The sequence below is a fragment of the Pseudomonas sp. C5pp genome (genome assembly GCF_000814065.1).
Taxonomy (GTDB): Bacteria; Pseudomonadota; Gammaproteobacteria; order Pseudomonadales; family Pseudomonadaceae; genus Aquipseudomonas; species Aquipseudomonas asiatica.
On sequence record NZ_JWLN01000024.1, the window covers coordinates 23,333 to 41,180 of the forward strand.

The following is a 17,848-nucleotide window of genomic DNA, read 5'->3' on the forward strand; positions in this document are numbered from 1 at the left end:
TGGGCTGGGTGGGAACTGGAGTTGACTCGCAGGTCCGTTTTTACAGGTGCGCTTCTCAGGCCGGGCGCGGTCCCTGTAGGAGCGGCCTTGTGTCGCGAAAGGGGCGCGCAGCGGCCCCGCGATTGCAGCGTTGCCGCCGAAATTGTCGGGACCGCGTTGCGGTCCTTTCGCGACACAAGGCCGCTCCTACAGAGTACGCGCACGCCAGGAGGCGTCGGGGTCAATGGAACATGAAGAGCTTCTCGTTGGCGAACTGCGCCTCGAACTGATGCGCCGGCATCGGCCGTCCGAACAGGTAGCCCTGCACCTCGTCGCAACCATGCTCGCGCAGGAACTCCAGCTGCTCGTGGGTCTCCACCCCTTCGGCGATCACCGCCAGGTTGAGGCTGTGGGCCATGGCGATGATCGCCCGGGCAATCTGCGCATCCTGTTCGCCTTCGGGCAGGCCGTCGACGAAGGTGCGGTCGATCTTCAACACGTCGATCGGGAACTGCTTGAGGTAGTTCAGCGACGAATAACCGGTGCCGAAGTCGTCCACCGCGATGCTCAGGCCGAGGTTTTTCAGGCTGGCGAGAATCTGCATGGCTTCGTTCACTTCGCGCATCAGGATGCTTTCGGTCAGCTCCAGCTCCAGGCACGCCGGTGGCAGGCCGGTTTCTTCCAGAATGGTGGCGATGCGCGTGCCCAGCTGGCCGTCGGAGAACTGCCGCGCCGAGATGTTCACCGACACCTTGGGCACGCGCACCTTGGCCTTGTGCCAGGCCTTGAGCTGGCGGCTGGCCTCGCGCAGCACCCAGTCGCCCACGTCCACCACCAGGCCCAGTTCTTCGATCACCGGGATGAAGTCGCCCGGCGGGACCAGGCCGCGGGTCGGGTGGCGCCAGCGCAGCAGGGCTTCGGCGCCGGTCAGGCGCTTGCCGTCGCCACTGAACTGCGGCTGGTAGTAGAGGATGAACTCGTTCTGCTCCATGGCATGGCGCAGGTCGCTCTCCAGCTCCAGGCGTTCCAGGGCGCTGGCGTTCATCTCCGCCTGGTAGAACTGGAAGTTGTTCTTGCCGCGCTCCTTGGCGTGGTACATGGCGGTGTCGGCGTTTTTCATCAGCTGGCTCAGCTCGCTGCCGTCCTGCGGGCTGAGGGCGATGCCGATACTGGCGGTAACGAAGAACTCGCGGTTTTCCAGCACGAACGGCCGCACCAGGCTGCCGAGGATGTTCTCGGCCACGTGGATGGCGCGGTTGAGTGCCATCTCGCGGGTAGCGCGCGGTTGCAGCAGCAGGGTGAACTCGTCGCCGCCCATGCGCGCCACGGTGTCGTCGTTGTCCACACAGGCCAGCAGGCGCTGGGCCATGTCCTTGAGCATGCGGTCGCCGGCAGCGTGGCCGAGGGAGTCGTTGATCGGTTTGAAGCGGTCCAGGTCGAGGAACATCAGCACCACCCAGGCCTTTTGCCGCTCGGCCTGCTGCAGGGCGTTGTACAGACGGTCCTGGAACAACGTGCGGTTGGGCAGGTGGGTGAGGGCGTCGTAGTAGGCCAGGCGGTGGATGCGCTGTTCGCTGGCCTTGCGCTCGCTGATGTCGGTGAAGAAACACACGTAGCTGGCAAGGTCGCCTTCGTCGTCCAGCACTGCGGTAATGCCGACCCAGGCCGGGTAGTGGTCGCCGTCGCGGCGCTTGAGCCACATTTCGCCCTCCCAGCTGCCGCGCTGGTAAAGCTGCTTCACCACGTAGCGCAGGTGGCCTTCCTGCTGCTCGTCGACGGTAAGCATGCCCGGCAACTGGTCGAGCACCTCGCTGACGGCGTAGCCACTGACGCGGCTGAACGCTTCGTTGGCCTGGACGATATAGCCCGCCGGGTCGGTGATGAGGATGGCCGAAGTGGAGTGCTCGAATACCGTCGCGGCCATGCGCAGGTCTTTCTCGGCACGGCGTTGCTGGCTGATGTCGCGGCCAACACCGAGCACGCCTTCGAAGCGCTCTTCATCGTCCCACACCAGCACCAGGCGCAGTTCGATGGGGATCTTGCGGCCATCGGCGCGCAGGCAGTCGAAAAGGAACAGCTGGGTGGGCAGTTGGTTGCGTAGCTGGGCCAGCTGGGCCGCGTCGCCCATGGCCTTGCTGACGCGCTCCATCAGGCTGTAGATGCCGGTGAGCTGGGACGGGTTGGCGATGATCGACTGCCAGCCGTTGGCGAAGATCCAGTCGGCCTGGTAGCCCAGCACGCTTTGCACCGAGGGGCTTACGTAGTTGAGCTGGAGCAGGTTGTCGGTGGAGAAGATCACGTCGCTGATGCTTTCGGCGAGCATGCGGTAGCGCTGCTCGCTGTCGCGCAGCGACTGGCTGGCCTCGATCTGCACCGTCACGTCCTTACCCACACCGATGATGCGTGTCACCAGGCCGTCGGCGTCACGGGTCAGCACTTGTTCGCGGATGTCGTAGCAGCGCCAGCCGCCATCGCGGTGGCGGAAACGCAACTGGCAGTGCAGCGGCTGGTCATGGCCGCTGTCGCGCTGTTGCTGGCGCAGCGCCTGGTAGTGCGTGGCATCCTCGGGGTGCAGCAGCAGCTCCCAGAAGCGCTCGCCCATATGCGCCAGCTCGGTACGGTCGTAGCCCAGGGTCTGGCCGAGGTGGCGGTTGCTGAAGATCATGCGCTGGCTGAGCACGTCCTGCACATACAACTGGTCGGGCACGGTGCGCACCACGTCCGACCAGAAGCTCTCGCGCTCCAGCAGCGACAGCTCCACCTGCTTGCGGCTGGTGATGTCGCTGATGCTGAGGATGACCGCCTGGTAGTCGCGGCGCTGCTGCGGCAGGCGGGCCATCAGCCACAGGTGCAGCTCGCCACCCAGCGGCGCCGGCAGGCGCACCTCCAGCTCCAGCAGCGGGCGCTGCTCGATCAGCGCGTCGATCAGTTGCATGCCGATGCTGTCGCGGCCATCGCCAGTGCCATCGATCAGGCGCTGCCAGGCACCTTCGTGGCTGTCGATGTTCAACAGTTGGCGGGCCACCTGGTTGATCTCGGTGATCTTCAGCTCCAGCAGCAGCGAGCGGCGCAGGTTGGGGTCCAGGGCCAGGCTGTGTTTGAGCGCGGCACGGTTGCGCAGGTGGTAACGGTCGAGTTGGCCGGGCAGGCTGGACAGGTCGAGCACACACAAGGCCACGCCGGTGCCTTCGAAGATTTCCTGATAGCGCCGGCGGTCGTCCTGCAGCGCCCGTTGGCGGCGGCGCATGTTGACCAGGGCCAGCATCGGCAGCAGGGCGCAGAACAGCACCAGCAGGCATTTGCCGAGCAGCGCCGGCAGCAGCTTCTGTTGGGCCAGCTTGGCGTCGAACAGGCCGCGCAACTGCCAGGTACTGTTGTCGATGAAAGCCAGCATCACGCTTTGCAGCGGTTCGTTGCTGGTAACGGCCGGCGCATGGCTTTGCAGTACCTCGCCGTTGCGGCTGTTTTCCAACAGCCACAGCGGGTGGCCCGCACCATCCAGGTGGAGGGTGAGGGTGCGGTAGTAGTCCGGCGACAGGCGCAGCAGCCAGTAGCCGCGGTCTTGTTCGGTGGCCTGGCGTAGCAATAGGTAGACGGTGCGGTTGTCGCCCGAATTGGTGAAGAAGTACGGGCTGCCCTGGTTCAGCCTCAGCAGCTCGTCAAGCAAATGGCGGTCGGGGCTGCCGGCCAGGCTGTCGGCCTGCACCTGCCCGGTAGCGTCCAGCCAGGCCATGCTCTGCAGGGCCGGCAGGCGCTCGCGAAGGGTGCCCAGCAGGCTGGGCAGGGCCGAGGGCGTCGGCGCCTTGACGTAGGGCTGCACCACATTCACGGCCTGTTGCGCCTTGAGGGCCATGTTCAGGCTCAGGTGGTCGGCCAGTTCGGCGGTGGCGTCCAGGCTCTGTTTGCGCAGGTCGGCCTGGGTATGGTTGAACTGGGCGAACAGCTGCCACAGCAGCAGGCCCAGCAGGATCAGGGCCAGCAGCGCCAGCGCACCCTTGATCGACCCGCGCAGCGAGGCCACGGGCGCCTGTGGCGCGGAACGCAATGTCGACGGATGAGTAAGATTGGTCAAGCGTTGATCCTGCGATTGGGCTGGCGATGGCAGGGATGGATCATGCACGGTGTGTGCCGGTGTCTGGTTGCCAGACCGCGGTGGCGCACTATAAGGCCGGACACCCGAAACGGGCTAGCATGCCTAGGATTATGGCAAAGTGCCAGCCGATGTGACCGGTGGTGCCTGCCCGGTGGTTCGGCAAGCCCCTGCAACCTGTGCGAGAATAGCGCCCGCTTCAAATGACAACGCATCGGAGATGTTCGGTTTTGGTTACTCACTTTTCCTCCAATGGCCTCGATTCCGCCTGCGGGCGCAGCAGTCAGACCCTTGTCAGCACTGCCGTGACCGAGGACGTATCCTGCAAGTCTTGCCAGCGTTCGCTGAGCAAACCCGAGGCGGCAGCTGTCGCCAAGAGCAAGAGCCCATCGCTGGCCGAACTGCGCAAGACCGCCAAGGCGGCAGTTGAGCCGGCTGTTACCGTGGCCGAGGTCAAGCCGGCGGCCAAGGTTGTCAGCGTGCCTGCGGCCGCCAAACCGGCCAAAGCTGCCGAGCAGCAGCCGGCTCGTAGCGGTGGCTTCAGCGTGAAGTCCGCCTGGGCCGCGCGCCTGGCCGAGCAGGGCGACCGTTGCCGCTTGCCGCGGGGCAAGGCCAAGCAGCGTCACGTCTGAGTCATCTGCAGCTGTACCGGCCCTTTCGCGGCTAAAGCCGCTCCCACAGGGATTATCACTGCCTTCGAGAACTGTGCAGTACCTGTGGGAGCGGCTTTAGCCGCGAAGAGGCCAGCACAGGCAATAGATTCTCCCCGGTCCTACCCCCCCCCACCATCCGCCCCTCCTATGCAACGCCGCGCGTTGGCGTAGAATGGGCGACTTTGTTCAATGACACCCCGTAAATACATCCCCTGGCCAGCGCGCCGGGGCGATCGTCGATGTCTTTACCTATCTGATTAGAGGGCTTGGTTTTGGCTCAATACGTCTACACCATGCATCGGCTGAGCAAGGTCGTGCCGCCGAAGCGGGAAATTCTCAAGAACATTTCCCTGTCGTTCTTCCCGGGCGCCAAGATCGGCGTGCTCGGCCTGAACGGCGCGGGTAAATCGACCCTGCTGCGGATCATGGCGGGCGTCGACAAGGAATTCGACGGCGAAGCCCGTCCGATGCCCGACATCAATGTTGGCTACCTGCCACAGGAACCGCAACTGGACCCGAACAAGTCGGTGCGCGAAGTGGTCGAGGAAGCGGTCAGCGTGATCAAGGACGCCCAGGCACGCCTGGACGAGGTCTATGCTGCCTACGCCGAACCGGATGCCGACTTCGACAAGCTGGCCGCCGAGCAGGCCAAGCTGGAAGCCATCCTGCAGGCCGCTGACGGCCACAACCTGGAGCGCCAGCTGGACGTTGCCGCCGACGCCCTGCGTCTGCCGGCCTGGGATGCACGCATCGAGCACCTGTCCGGTGGTGAGAAGCGCCGCGTGGCCCTGTGCCGCCTGCTGCTGTCGGCCCCCGACATGCTGCTGCTCGACGAACCGACCAACCACCTGGACGCCGACTCGGTGGCCTGGCTGGAGCGCTTCCTGCACGACTTCCCGGGCACCGTGGTAGCCATTACCCACGACCGTTACTTCCTCGACAACGTCGCTGGCTGGATCCTGGAACTGGACCGCGGCGCCGGTATCCCGTACGAAGGCAACTACTCGGGCTGGCTGGAAGCCAAGTCCGAGCGTCTGGCGCAGGAATCCAAGCAGCAGAGCGCCCACGAAAAGGCCATGAAAGAGGAACTGGAGTGGGTGCGCAAAGGCGCCAAGGCCCGCCAGTCCAAGTCTAAGGCACGTCTGCAGCGCTTTGAAGAAATGCAGTCGCAGGAATTCCAGAAGCGCAGCGAAACCAACGAGATCTACATCCCGGCCGGTCCGCGCCTGGGCGACAAGGTCATCGAGTTCAAGAACGTCACCAAGGGCTACGGCGACCGCGTGCTGATCGACAACCTGTCGTTCTCCATGCCTAAAGGCGCCATCGTCGGTGTGATCGGTGGTAACGGTGCCGGTAAGTCGACCCTGTTCCGCATGCTGATGGGCAAGGAACAGCCGGACTCGGGCAGCATCGAGATCGGTGAAACCGTGCAGCTGGCCTGCGTCGACCAGAGCCGCGAAGACCTGGACGGCGGCAAGACCGTGTTCCAGCAGGTTTCCGACGGCTCTGACATGATCCGCATCGGCAACTACGAGATCCCGTCGCGTACCTATGTGGGCCGCTTCAACTTCAAGGGTGGCGACCAGCAGAAGTTCGTCAAGGACCTGTCCGGTGGTGAGCGTGGCCGCCTGCACCTGGCCCTGACCTTGAAGGAGGGCGGTAACGTCCTGCTGCTCGACGAACCGTCCAACGACCTCGACGTCGAAACCCTGCGTTCGCTGGAAGAAGCCCTGCTGGACTTCCCGGGCGCGGCGATCGTGATCTCCCACGACCGTTGGTTCCTGGACCGTGTGGCTACCCACATCCTGGCGTACGAAGACGACTCGAACGTGGTGTTCTTCGAGGGTAACTACACCGAGTACGAAGCCGACCGCAAGAAGCGCCTGGGCGATGCTGCTGCCCAGCCGCACCGTGTACGGCACAAGAAGCTGGCCCAGTAAGCCGGTGTTCTGATGCACAAGAATGGGGCCCTTTGTGGCCCCATTTTTGTGCCTGGCTGGAAAGTGGTGCTGGCTTCTTCGCGGGTAAACCCGCTCCAACAGGGATGCCCATAGCTCTCGGGCTTGCGCAGCTCCTCTGTGGGAGCGGGTTTACCCACGAAGAGGCCAACGCTGATAGCGAATTTGTATACACTTATAGAAAACGCACCAAATAATTTCAAAAAAACGACATTTCGCCCTATTCCGGTGCGATTGCTTCTTGGTACATTCCTGAAAAAAAACCAATAAGTCCATCCTCTTGGTGAGATGTCTACCATGATCGAATCTGTCGACAATTTCCTAGCGCGCCTGAAGCAACGCGATCCGGCCCAACCTGAATTCCACCAGGCTGTGGAAGAAGTGCTGCGCAGCCTGTGGCCATTCCTCGAGGCCAACCCGCATTACCTGCAGGCCGGCATTCTGGAGCGCATGGTCGAGCCCGAGCGCGCCGTACTGTTCCGCGTATCCTGGGTCGATGACCAGGGCAAGGTGCAGGTCAACCGCGGCTACCGCATCCAGATGAGCAGCGCCATCGGCCCGTACAAGGGCGGCCTGCGCTTCCACCCGTCGGTCAACCTGGGCGTGCTGAAGTTCCTGGCCTTCGAGCAGGTGTTCAAGAACTCTCTCACCTCGCTGCCCATGGGCGGCGGCAAAGGCGGCTCGGACTTCGACCCCAAAGGCAAGAGCGACGCCGAAGTCATGCGCTTCTGCCAGGCGTTCATGAGCGAGCTGTACCGCCACATCGGCGCTGACCTGGACGTCCCGGCCGGTGATATCGGCGTGGGTGCCCGCGAAATCGGCTTCATGTTCGGCCAGTACAAGCGCCTGGCCAACCAGTTCACTTCGGTGCTGACCGGCAAGGGCATGACCTACGGCGGCAGCCTGATCCGCCCGGAAGCCACCGGCTACGGCTGCGTGTACTTCGCCGAGGAAATGCTCAAGCGCCAGGACAAGCGTATCGATGGCTGCCGCGTGGCGATTTCCGGTTCGGGTAATGTGGCCCAGTATGCCGCGCGCAAGGTCATGGACCTGGGCGGCAAGGTGATTTCGCTGTCCGACTCCGAAGGCACCCTGTACGCCGAAGCTGGCCTGACCGATGCCCAGTGGGATGCGGTGATGGAGCTGAAGAACGTCAAGCGTGGCCGCATCAGCGAACTGGCCGCGCAGTTCGGCCTGGAGTTCCGCAAGGGCCAGACCCCGTGGAGCCTGCCGTGCGACATCGCCCTGCCGTGTGCCACGCAGAACGAACTGGACGCCGAAGACGCCCGCACCTTGCTGCGCAATGGCTGCATCTGCGTGGCCGAAGGCGCCAACATGCCGACTACCCTGGAGGCTGTGGATATCTTCCTGGAGGCCGGCATCTTGTACGCCCCGGGCAAGGCTTCCAACGCCGGCGGCGTGGCCGTGTCGGGCCTGGAGATGTCGCAGAACGCCATGCGCCTGCTGTGGACTGCCGGTGAGGTGGACAGCAAGCTGCACAACATCATGCAGTCGATTCACCATGCTTGCGTGCATTACGGCGAAGAGGCGGATGGCAGCATCAACTACGTCAAAGGTGCGAACATCGCGGGCTTCGTGAAAGTGGCTGATGCGATGCTGGCGCAGGGCGTGGTCTGATTCGAGGCCCTGGGGGCTGCTTTGCAGCCCATCGCCGGCAAGCGCGGCTCCCACAGGTACTGTACAAGGCTTGAGCGCTGCGCGCTTTCTGTGGGAGCCGCGCTTGCCGGCGATGGGGCGCGTAGCGGCCCCTAGGGCCCACCATCAATTTCGATAACTTCGATCACCTGCTCCCCCACCGGCCGCCGCCAGACCACCTCATCCCCTGGCCCTGCCCCGAGCAAAGCCCGCCCCAACGGCGAACCCCAGTTTATCAACCCCCGCCCGGCATCCGCCTCATCCTCGCCCACCAGCCGCACCACATGTTCCTGGTCCTGCGCATCGACAAACCGCACCCGGCTGCCAATCTGCACCCTGCTGCGCGACGTCGCCGCCGGCACAACCTGGGCGCTTTGCACTCGCGCGCTGAAGTAGCGCAGGTCCCGTTCGGTATCCGCCAGCCGCTGCTTGTCGCCACGTTCACCTTGTGCCTGCAGTTCGCTGCGCAGGGCATTCAGCTCGGTCACGCGCTCCTGCAGCTGGCGCAGGCCACTGGCGGTCACGTAGTTGGGTTGTTCGCTGACCCGTCGCTCGACCGGCTGATCAGCCTGGGCGGCGGCCTGGTCTTCGTTGACGAATGCTCGGCTCATGCGGGGCCTCCTTTTGCAGGAGACCATCATCGCAGGCCGCCGGTTTCAAGGGATGTCCGTTTGCGACTCAGTTGTGGCGATAGGCGCGTGCGGCGTCGCGGTCCTTTTCCTGCTCCCAGTCGCGCTCGCGCTGGTCCCAGAAGCGCTCGTGGTACTGGCGCTGTTCTTCGCTGTTCTGCATGGCGTGGCACTGGCGAAAACCGTCGTCCCAGCCGCTTTCGTACTGGCGCTCGTGCAGGTAGCGCGGCACGTCCTTGCGAAAAGCGCCGACCATCAGCCCTGCCGCCTGTCGGCCGCTGCTGCAGCCGTCCTGGAAGCCATCGGCATAGGCGGGGGGATAACCCTGGTGGACCATCTGCTCGTGGGTGGTTTCGCAACCAGACAGCAACAACGCCATGCACACGCCGAACCAGTACCGCGACATAACCACAAAACCCTCCGGTTGATACTGGAAAGTCTAGGTGGCGATTTGTCGGGGAGCCGTTAAAACAGTGTCAAAGAGTCGGTTGGTTCACACTGCTCTGCTGACCTCACTGGCCCATTCGCGGGCACGCCCGCTCCCACAGGATCACCCCAGGATTCGAGGCCAGTGCGGTACCTGTGGGAGCGGGCATGCCCGCGAAAGGCCGCAAAGCAGCCTCAGTAGTGATACCACTTCAACTCCAGCATCACCTCGTTCTGCGCCGTGGCCAGGTGGCTGAACTCTCGCGAAGCACTCAACCGCAGGCCCAGGTTCTGGCTGATCTCCCATTGCTGGTTCAGGCTCACACTGCGCCGTACTTCGCCATTGGTGAAATAATCGCCCTTGGCCTCCAGCGTCATGTTGCCCAGCCCGTTGCGCCACAGCAGCCCGCCATTGAAGCCCGCCGCCGGGGCGATGAACTGGGCAAAATCATTGTGGTGCTCGACCCGCAGCGTGCCCAGGGCAAAGCCCAGCAACCCGTCGGCCAGTTGCCAGGTGCCGCCGGCCCCGCCGTTCACATGGCTTACCAGCACTTCGTCATCATGCTTGCCCGGCACGCGCTCCAGCCCGCCGGCCACCTGCCACGACCAGGGCTTGAGCAGCTCGTTGCGCGGTGTCAGCGAGCGGATGGTGGCCAGGTCCAGGCGCTGCACCTGCCAGTCATTGCCTTCGTACTGGCGCAGCTTCAGCTGCAGGATCTCGATCTGCGCCCCCAGCGGGAAGCCATAGGCGTTGTCATTCAGGTCGTGGTAGGCCATGCGCAGGCCGTACTCGGCGTAGGCGCGGTCTTCGCGGGTGCCTACGCCCAGCTGCCAGGTGCGCGAGTCATGGCCGTCCTCGGGCAGGCCTGGGCGTTCGATCTGCAGGGGCGGGGGCGGGTTGCTGTTGATTGCCCGCAGCAGTTCGAAGCTGCGTTTCGCCTGCCCAGGGTCGCGCTCCTGGCCATTGGCACGGTAACGCTCCAGGCGGTACGCGGCGTCCTGCACCAGCGCCTGGCGCTGGCGGGGGAGGGCCTTGAATTCGGGGCTCTGCAGTTGCCCGGTGTCGGCACTTACAGCCAGCACCTGGCGCTTTTCGTCGTGATCGAGCGGCTCGGCCCGGGCCAGCAGTTCACGTTCGCGAGAGGGGCGGTACGTCTCGCTGGCGACCATGCCGGACTGCTTCACGGCCTTCACCGTGTCGGTCGGGATGGCGGTCAGCGGGAACTGCGAGGTCAGGTCAAGGCCCGGCCGGGCCACTTGCAGCAGCTCCAGCAGGCGGTACGAGCAGTTCTCATCGAAGAAGAAGTAGTCGAACTGGATCTGCTTCAGCTCCCACACATGTTCGACCATGCGCCCGGTTTCTTCCGGGGTCAGGTCCAGTTGGTACTCCCACAGGTCGCGGTTTTCCAGGCTGCGGTATTCGGACAGTTTCTCCTGGTAGGGCATCAGCGCGAACAGGCCCGGGTAGCCACCCATCAGGCCCTTCCAGGCATACAGGATGCTGTTGTCGCTGCCTTCGATGTAGGCGCCGAAGTTGATTGCGTAGCTCAGCAGCGTGGTGTCGTCGCTGCGGGTGTTGGACTGGTCGATGCGCAGCAAGGTGTGGCCGAACATCGATGACGGGCTGTTCAGGTAGGCCGCCGGGAAGATCAGCGCCGCACTGTGTGGGTCGATCGACTGGTACCAGGTGGTGAACTCCTGGCAGTCAGGTTGCGGCAAGTCTTGCAGGTCGAGCTGTTCGCGCAGCCAGCGGGTGCGCGCCGGGAATACGCACTGGGCATGTTTGTCACCGAGGCTGGCCGGGGCGTACAGCGCTTCGACCGTGGCTTGCAGCTCTTGGTCGGGGTGGTGCGCGCCGTCCTCGGCAAGGAAGAACGCATCATCATCCACGTAGCTGCGCCAACCACCCAGCTTGGCGGTTTCGTAATGGCCCAGGGCAATCCAGTAAGGGGTGTTGGCCAGTTGCTGGACACGGCCTTGGTCCAGCACAGGCGCGGCATGAACAGGGGCGCAGGCACACAGCGCCAGGGATACGAAGCGTTTGAGCATGTCGGGCAACTACTTCTTAACGATGCCGAAAAAAGGCGAAACCCGCCCCGGGGCCGGGGCGGGAGGAGCTGCACTCAGGCCTCGGTTGCGTATTTGGCCAGGCGTGGGTCGTTCTTCAGAACAGCCAGGGTGTTGCTGTGGACGGTTTCGGCAGTGACGTCGGCGCTGCTGAAGATCTGGTTGAAGTGCTGATGGGTGACCGATGCGAAGTAGCCACGGTCTTCAGGGGCCACGCCGAGAACCACGGCATAGGTGGTCAGTGCTTCGCCCTGGCCCATGGCCATGTCTTCGGAAAGCTCATTCATCATGCCGTTCATGGCGAACCAGGACTTGCCGCCGTAGGTCAGCGACGCTTTGGTCGAGCAGCCGTTGGTGCCGGAGGTCATGCCGAAGGTGGCGTTACCGGAGGTGCCGTTGGTGGTGGAAGCCAGGAAGTGTGCCGGAGTGCCGCGCTGGCCTTCGAACAGCATGTTGCCCCAGCCGCAGTTCGGGCCGCCTGGCGCTTCGGCCATGGCATTGATCGAGACCACGGTGAACAGAGTACCCAGAAGAATCCGTTTCATAGCATTTGTTCTCTATTTGACTTAACCAAGGGTCAGGGTTTCTGGCAACTCGGTTGCCAGGTCGGGAAAGCTTTTCACCCACCCGCGCAGCTTGGAGTTTAGGCACGATCTAAGAGTTGCGTTGTTGATTGCGAAAAATTTGCTGTTGCATGACCCGCACCGGCTGCGACATAAAGTCCCGCGGAGCCTTGCAAGGCGCGCGCGGGCAGCGCCAGAATGCTGCGTATCTGCCCCGCCGAAGTAAGGAAACCCAATGCCCGATCCTGTCGCTGCGCGCCTGCGTCTCGCGCCTGAAGCCCTGACCCGGCGTTTCTCCCCCGAGCAGTTTGCCTTTACCAATACCGACGATCTGGAGCCGTTTCGCGGAGTCCTGGGCCAGGAGCGTGCTGTCGAGGCCCTGCAGTTTGGCGTGGCCATGCCGCGCCCTGGTTACAACGTGTACGTGATGGGCGAGCCCGGCACCGGCCGCTTCTCGTTCGTCAAGCGCTACCTCAAGGCCGAGGGCAAGCGTCAGCAAACCCCGGCCGACTGGGTCTACGTCAACCACTTCGATGACACGCGTGAACCCCGCGCACTGGAATTGCCGTCCGGCACCGCCGGGGCGTTCATCGCCGACATGAACGGGCTGATCGACAACCTGTTGTCGACCTTCCCTGCAGTATTCGAGCACCCGTCGTACCAGCAGAAGAAAGGCGCCATCGACCGCGCCTTCAACCAGCGTTACGACCGCGCCCTGGATGTGATCGAGCGCGCCTCGCTGGAAAAGGACGTGGCCCTGTACCGCGACGCCAGCAACGTCGCCTTCACCCCGATGGCCGACGGCAAGGCGCTGGATGAAGCCGAATTCGCCCAGTTGCCGGAAGAGGTGCGCGAGCAGTTCCACGAGGATATCGCCCTGCTCGAGGAGCGCCTGAACGAAGAGCTGGCCAGCCTGCCGCAATGGAAACGCGAGTCGAACAACCAGCTGCGCCAGCTCAACGAGGAAACCATCACCCTGGCCCTGCAGCCGTTGCTGGCGCCGCTGTCGGAGAAGTACGCCGAGAACGCTGCGGTCTGCGCCTACCTGCAGTCGGTGCAGCTGAACCTGCTGCGTACCGTGGTCGAGCAACTGGTCGATGACAGCAAGACCGACGCGGCCGCGCGCAAGCTGCTGGAAGAGCAGTACGCCCCAAGCCTGGTGGTCGGCCACCACGCCGATGGCGGTGCGCCGGTGGTGTTCGAGCCGCACCCGACCTACGACAACCTGTTTGGCCGTATCGAATACAGCACCGACCAGGGTGCGCTGTACACCTCTTACCGTCAGCTGCGCCCAGGCGCGCTACACCGCGCCAACGGCGGCTTCCTGATTCTGGAAGCCGAGAAGATGTTGGGCGAGCCGTTCGTCTGGGACGCACTCAAGCGTGCGCTGCAGTCGCGCAAGTTGAAGATGGAGTCGCCACTGGGCGAGCTGGGGCGGGTGGCTACCGTCAGCCTGACGCCGCAGATGATCCCGCTGAACATCAAGCTGGTCATCATCGGTTCGCGCCAGCTTTACTACGCGCTGCAGGACCACGACCCGGACTTCCAGGAAATGTTCCGGGTGCTGGTGGACTTCGACGAAGACATGCCCATGGTCGATGAGAACCTGGAGCAGTTCGCCCAGCTGTTGCGCACCCGCACCAACGAAGAGGGCATGGCGCCACTGACCAGTGACGCGGTGGCGCGCCTGGCCACCTACAGCGCCCGCCTGGCAGAAAACCAGTCGCGCCTGTCGGCACGTATCGGCGACCTGTTCCAGCTGGTCAGCGAAGCTGATTTCATCCGCCAGCTGGCCAGTGACGAAATGACCGACGCCGGGCACATCGAGCGTGCGCTCAAGGCCAAGGCCACCCGCACCGGGCGTGTTTCGCAGCGGGTTCTGGACGACATGCTCGCCGGCATCATCCTGATCGACACCGAAGGCGCGGCCATCGGCAAGTGCAACGGCCTGACCGTGCTGGAAGTGGGTGATTCGGCGTTCGGTATGCCGGCGCGTATCTCCGCCACCGTGTACCCGGGCGGCAGCGGTATCGTCGACATCGAGCGTGAGGTAAACCTCGGGCAGCCGATCCACTCCAAGGGTGTGATGATCCTCACCGGCTACCTGGGCAGCCGCTATGCCCAGGAGTTCCCGCTGGCGATCTCGGCGAGCATCGCCCTGGAACAGTCCTACGGCTATGTGGACGGTGACAGCGCCTCGCTGGGCGAAGCCTGCACGCTGATCTCGGCCTTGTCGCGCACGCCGCTCAAGCAGTGCTTCGCTATTACCGGCTCGATCAACCAGTTTGGTGAAGTGCAGGCGGTGGGTGGGGTCAACGAGAAGATCGAAGGCTTCTTCCGCCTGTGCGAGGCGCGTGGCCTGACCGGCGAGCAGGGGGTGATCATCCCGCGTGCCAACGTTGCCACGCTGATGCTCGACGAGCGTGTGCTGCAGGCAGTGGAGAACGGCATGTTCCACGTGTACGCGGTCAGCCAGGCCGACGAGGCGTTGAGCCTGCTGGTGGGCGAGGAGGCCGGTGTGCTGGATGACAAGGGCCAGTTCACCGAAGGCAGCGTCAACGCGCGGGTGGTGGAGCGCCTGCGTGAGATTGCCGAGATGATCAGCGAGGAAGAAATCGAGAAGGCGGAGAAAGAACGCCTGGAAGAAGTAATTGCCCAGGCCAAGCCGGCCTGAGTCAAGAAACCGGCGCTAGCGGCGATGTGCTACCGTTCAGCGCCGGTTTTCCATCTTTCTGTACCGTTCTTCTATGCTGGAACTTAAGGACGGTAACAGCGTTCAGGATGGAAACAGCCTGAGGTTCAGGCTGAACAAGGCTTTTTGGAGGGGGCGCGGCCATGCGCAATCTCAGCCTCACACGCCAGTGCCTGGGCCTGGTGACCCGCATCGAATGCAGCATCCGTCCGCTGGCCGGGGATAACGGCATGTGGACGCTGCTGTTCGCCGCCGGCATGGCCGGTGAACAACCGTCCGCGATCAAGGCCCAAGGGCCGTTCCATGGGCCGCTGGTGGCCGAATCGGTACTCAATGCCATTGTCGACAGCCTGACCTTGCATGGGTATCAGGTGGCCGAGGATCCGCAGATCTGGTGTTTGCATTTGCAGGCGCAGTTGCGGCGGATCAATGGTGAGCGGTGTCGGAATCTGGGGGATTACCAGTTTCATCCTGAGACCTGATTGATGCAGGGGGCCGCTTTGCGGCCCATTCGCAGCACAAGGCTGCTCCTACAAGCGAATGGGCTGCATGGCAGCCCCGGGCTTTTGCTGTAACAGGTGGCTGGCTATACTCGCCGTCGCTTTTTTAGTCACCTGATGAGTCCCGACACTCCATGGAACGTATCCTCGAAAATGCGATGTATGCCTCGCGCTGGCTGCTCGCCCCCATCTACTTCGGCCTGTCACTTGGCCTGCTGGCCCTGGCGCTGAAATTCTTCCAGGAAGTGGTCCACGTCCTGCCCAACGTCTTCGCCCTCAGCGAAGCCGACCTGATCCTAGTGATCCTGTCGCTGATCGACATGTCGCTGGTGGGCGGCCTGCTGGTGATGGTGATGATCTCCGGCTACGAGAACTTCGTCTCGCAACTGGACATCGACGAGAGCAAGGAAAAGCTCAACTGGTTGGGCAAGATGGACTCTTCGTCGCTGAAGATGAAGGTTGCCGCATCGATCGTGGCCATTTCGTCCATCCACCTGCTGCGGGTGTTCATGGACGCTCAGAACATCTCCACCGATTACCTGATGTGGTACGTGATCATCCACATGACCTTCGTGGTCTCGGCATTCTGCATGGGTTATCTGGACAAGCTGACCAAGCACTGAACCTTTCAGGCCTCTTCGCAATCCCTGTGGGAGCGGGCAAGCCCGCGAAGAGGCCGACACGGTCCAACTGACGAGCGGCGTCAGTCATGCCTTGTGCATTCGCCCTTTCTGTACAAAAAATGAGCTCTCATGCGTGGTTCCCATCGCGAGGTGCTCTCATGAACCTGCATCAGCTCAACACCGAGGCCAGGGCTGGCCATGTCGACGAACTGAACCTGATCGCCATCGAAGGCGGTGACTACCTTCTCGAAGCGCGGATCAAAGGCCACCCCCATCCTCTCTCCGACACACGTGGTGAACGCTTGCGCGTGCATTCGGTGGAGGATGCACGCAAGTTGCTGCAAACCATCCCCATGGTCTCGATGAACCTGGTGCACTGGTCGGTGCAGGACGAAATGTGCGGCATGGGCACGCACCCGGAAGAAGACTTGAAGGTGCCGATTTCCCAGCGCTCGGCCTGGTAGCTGCTCGCAGCGCCCCAGTGTGCTAGGCTGCTCGCCCTTTTCATCAAGGGCGCGGCTTCACTGCGCCCTGCAGTGGAGCACGACAATGTCCGAACTCAACCTGTCCACCGACGAAACGCGCGTCAGCTACGGCATCGGCCGTCAGCTGGGCGGCCAGCTGCGCGACAACCCGCCACCGGGCGTCAGCCTGGAAGCCATCCTGGCTGGCCTGACCGATGCCTTCAACGGCGCCGACAGCCGCGTCAGCGAAGCCGACCTGTCGGCCAGCTTCAAGGTCATCCGCGAAGTGATGCAAGCCGAAGCAGCTGCCAAGGCTGAAGCCGCTGCTGCCGCTGGCAAGGCATTCCTGGTCGAGAACGCCAAGCGTGACGGCATCACCACCCTGGCTTCGGGCCTGCAGTTCGAAGTACTGACCGCAGGTGAAGGCGCCAAGCCGACCCGCGAAGACAATGTGCGCACCCACTACCACGGCACCCTGATCGACGGCACTGTGTTCGACAGCTCCTACGACCGTGGTCAGCCGGCTGAATTCCCGGTAGGTGGTGTGATCGCTGGCTGGACCGAAGCCCTGCAGCTGATGAACGCTGGCAGCAAATGGCGCCTGTACGTGCCGAGCGAGCTGGCCTACGGCGCCCAAGGCGTTGGCAGCATCCCGCCGCACAGCGTGCTGGTGTTCGACGTCGAGCTGCTCGACGTTCTGTAATGCCCTCGGGGCCGCTTTGCGGCCCATTCGCGGGCAAGCCCGCTCCCACAGGTACAGCGCAGGATTCAAATGCTGTGGAGTCCCTGTGGGAGCGGGTTCACCCGCGAAGAGGCCGGTCCTGCTGGCCTCAATTCCAGTCTGTCCCCCCGGGGCGCAACGCCCGCGCATAGCAGAACAGAAACAGATTCCGCACCAGCTCCTTGAGCACCCCCGGTTCACTCGAGTTCAGCCCGCTCATGTCCAGGTCGCCCTGGTCGCGCAGCTCGTCGAGCGCTTCTTCTTCAAGCACCGCGCACACTTCGCCGGTTTCCCGATGAAGAATGCGCAGGTAGGGGTGAGGGCGGTCCAGCCAGGCGTCGATCAGATAAGTCATGGCTATTCTCCTTGGATAGCAGTCCCAATGAGAATAATTCTTATTATCTGAATAGCAAGCGCCAATTGGCGGTTTTTTGGAAAATCAGACCTTGCGTACGAACTCGGACTTCAGCTTCATGGCGCCGATGCCGTCGATCTTGCAGTCGATGTCGTGGTCGCCGTCGCACAGGCGGATGTTCTTGACCTTGGTGCCGACCTTGACCACCAGGGACGAGCCCTTGACCTTGAGGTCCTTGATCACGGTGACGGTGTCGCCATCCTGCAGGATGTTGCCGACCGAGTCCTTCTTCACCACCTCGTCGCTGGCCGCTTCGGCGTCGCCGCTGGCCGACCACTCGTGGGCGCATTCAGGGCAGATCAGCTGAGTGCCATCCTCATAGGTGTATTCGGAGTTGCATTTCGGGCAGGGTGGCAGAGTGCTCACTTCGGTTCCTCAAACAAACAGACGGGCGGTTAAAAACCCGAATTGT

Annotated in this window: 15 protein-coding genes; 8 read left to right on the forward strand and 7 right to left on the reverse strand. The window is 63.2% G+C overall.

The features are described from left to right. Positions 1–220: 220 nt before the first annotated feature. A complete protein-coding gene (locus RR51_RS19050) occupies positions 221–4,051 on the reverse strand; it encodes a sensor domain-containing protein (RefSeq protein ID WP_039614390.1) in 3,831 nt (1,276 codons plus the stop codon). 248 nt (positions 4,052–4,299) lie between these two features. On the opposite strand from RR51_RS19050, the gene RR51_RS19055 reads away from it, so the two are divergent. From RR51_RS19055 to gdhA, 3 genes are all read left to right on the forward strand, one after another. Beyond that, entirely contained in the window at positions 4,300–4,701 is a 402-nt protein-coding gene (locus RR51_RS19055; protein WP_024086234.1) for a hypothetical protein, read from the forward strand. A gap of 293 nt (positions 4,702–4,994) precedes the next feature. After that, the gene (gene ettA, locus RR51_RS19060) at positions 4,995–6,662 is read left to right on the forward strand and encodes an energy-dependent translational throttle protein EttA (protein WP_015268893.1); all 1,668 of its coding nucleotides are present in this window, start codon (positions 4,995–4,997) and stop codon (positions 6,660–6,662) included. A gap of 315 nt (positions 6,663–6,977) precedes the next feature. Next, positions 6,978–8,318, forward strand: coding sequence for an NADP-specific glutamate dehydrogenase (gdhA, locus tag RR51_RS19065; RefSeq protein ID WP_015268894.1), 1,341 nt, complete (start codon positions 6,978–6,980; stop codon positions 8,316–8,318). A gap of 131 nt (positions 8,319–8,449) precedes the next feature. On the opposite strand, the gene RR51_RS19070 is transcribed toward gdhA, so the two are convergent. The 4 genes from RR51_RS19070 to RR51_RS19085 all read right to left on the reverse strand — a co-directional run bounded on the left by RR51_RS19070 (position 8,450) and on the right by RR51_RS19085 (position 12,003). Next, a complete protein-coding gene (locus RR51_RS19070) occupies positions 8,450–8,947 on the reverse strand; it encodes a GreA/GreB family elongation factor (protein ID WP_039614391.1) in 498 nt (165 codons plus the stop codon). Between the two features lie 67 nt (positions 8,948–9,014). Continuing rightward, the gene (locus RR51_RS19075) at positions 9,015–9,371 is read right to left on the reverse strand and encodes a hypothetical protein (RefSeq protein ID WP_013970815.1); all 357 of its coding nucleotides are present in this window, start codon (positions 9,369–9,371) and stop codon (positions 9,015–9,017) included. Between the two features lie 215 nt (positions 9,372–9,586). Then, positions 9,587–11,440 carry an Lnb N-terminal periplasmic domain-containing protein gene (locus RR51_RS19080; protein WP_038408669.1) on the reverse strand — a complete coding sequence of 618 codons (1,854 nt, stop codon included), beginning with the start codon at positions 11,438–11,440 and terminating at the stop codon, positions 9,587–9,589. A 74-nt stretch (positions 11,441–11,514) separates the two neighbouring features. Further along, the gene (locus RR51_RS19085; RefSeq protein WP_003256313.1) at positions 11,515–12,003 is read right to left on the reverse strand and encodes a DUF3015 domain-containing protein; all 489 of its coding nucleotides are present in this window, start codon (positions 12,001–12,003) and stop codon (positions 11,515–11,517) included. A gap of 253 nt (positions 12,004–12,256) precedes the next feature. Between RR51_RS19085 and RR51_RS19090 the strand changes: the two genes are divergently transcribed. The 5 genes from RR51_RS19090 (at position 12,257) to RR51_RS19110 (ending at position 17,003) form a co-directional block, all read left to right on the forward strand. Next, the gene (locus tag RR51_RS19090; protein WP_013970817.1) at positions 12,257–14,695 is read left to right on the forward strand and encodes a Lon protease family protein; all 2,439 of its coding nucleotides are present in this window, start codon (positions 12,257–12,259) and stop codon (positions 14,693–14,695) included. Positions 14,696–14,856: 161 nt separating this feature from the next. Beyond that, positions 14,857–15,195 (forward strand): PA4575 family protein, encoded by a 339-nt coding sequence (locus tag RR51_RS19095; protein ID WP_003247487.1) that lies wholly within the window; start codon positions 14,857–14,859, stop codon positions 15,193–15,195. 152 nt (positions 15,196–15,347) lie between these two features. Then, a complete protein-coding gene (locus RR51_RS19100) occupies positions 15,348–15,836 on the forward strand; it encodes a TIGR00645 family protein (RefSeq protein ID WP_003247486.1) in 489 nt (162 codons plus the stop codon). 158 nt (positions 15,837–15,994) lie between these two features. Then, complete coding sequence (locus RR51_RS19105) at positions 15,995–16,300, forward strand: DUF6482 family protein (RefSeq protein WP_013970818.1); 306 nt, start codon at positions 15,995–15,997, stop codon at positions 16,298–16,300. A gap of 85 nt (positions 16,301–16,385) precedes the next feature. Continuing rightward, on the forward strand, positions 16,386–17,003 hold the full coding sequence (locus RR51_RS19110) for an FKBP-type peptidyl-prolyl cis-trans isomerase (protein WP_003256315.1): 618 nt from the start codon (positions 16,386–16,388) through the stop codon (positions 17,001–17,003). A 127-nt stretch (positions 17,004–17,130) separates the two neighbouring features. Here the strand turns inward: RR51_RS19110 and RR51_RS19115 are convergent, their stop codons facing one another. Both RR51_RS19115 and RR51_RS19120 read right to left on the reverse strand, forming a co-directional pair. Then, positions 17,131–17,376 (reverse strand): PA4570 family protein, encoded by a 246-nt coding sequence (locus RR51_RS19115; protein ID WP_003256316.1) that lies wholly within the window; start codon positions 17,374–17,376, stop codon positions 17,131–17,133. Positions 17,377–17,460: 84 nt separating this feature from the next. Then, positions 17,461–17,802, reverse strand: a complete 342-nt coding sequence (locus RR51_RS19120) for a zinc ribbon domain-containing protein YjdM (protein WP_009686103.1) — start codon at positions 17,800–17,802, stop codon at positions 17,461–17,463. Positions 17,803–17,848: the final 46 nt, after the last annotated feature.